Annotated in this window: 1 pseudogene; it reads right to left on the minus strand. The window is 65.1% G+C overall.

Features of this window, described 5'->3' with window-relative positions:
• Positions 1-370, minus strand: a pseudogene (locus HX846_RS39065) (HAD family hydrolase); the annotation flags it as partial.

Consider the following 370-nt stretch of genomic DNA (forward strand, 5'->3'; position numbering starts at 1 on the left):
CGATCGGATGTTCCGAACGTTGCTCCAGCGCCGCCGCAAGGCTCAGGCACTCGTCGCTGCCCAGCAGGCTCAACGGGCGGATCGCGCGCAACGCCAGGCGACCTTCGGTAAGGGTGCCGGTTTTGTCGAAAATCACCGTGTCGATCTGGTTCAGGCCTTCCAGCACGTGGCCGCGGGTCAGCAGCAGGCCGAGTTTGTGCAGGGTGCCGGTGGCTGCCGTCAGGGCGGTGGGTGTTGCCAGTGAGAGGGCGCAAGGGCAGGTCGCAACCAGCATCGCCAGGACGATCCAGAACGCCCGTGACGAATCCAGCTCCCACCACACCAGGCCGATGACCGCAGCGGCGACCAATGAGCACAACAGGAACCATTG

The organism is Pseudomonas sp. K5002 (assembly GCF_013386655.1).
GTDB lineage: Bacteria > Pseudomonadota > Gammaproteobacteria > Pseudomonadales > Pseudomonadaceae > Aquipseudomonas.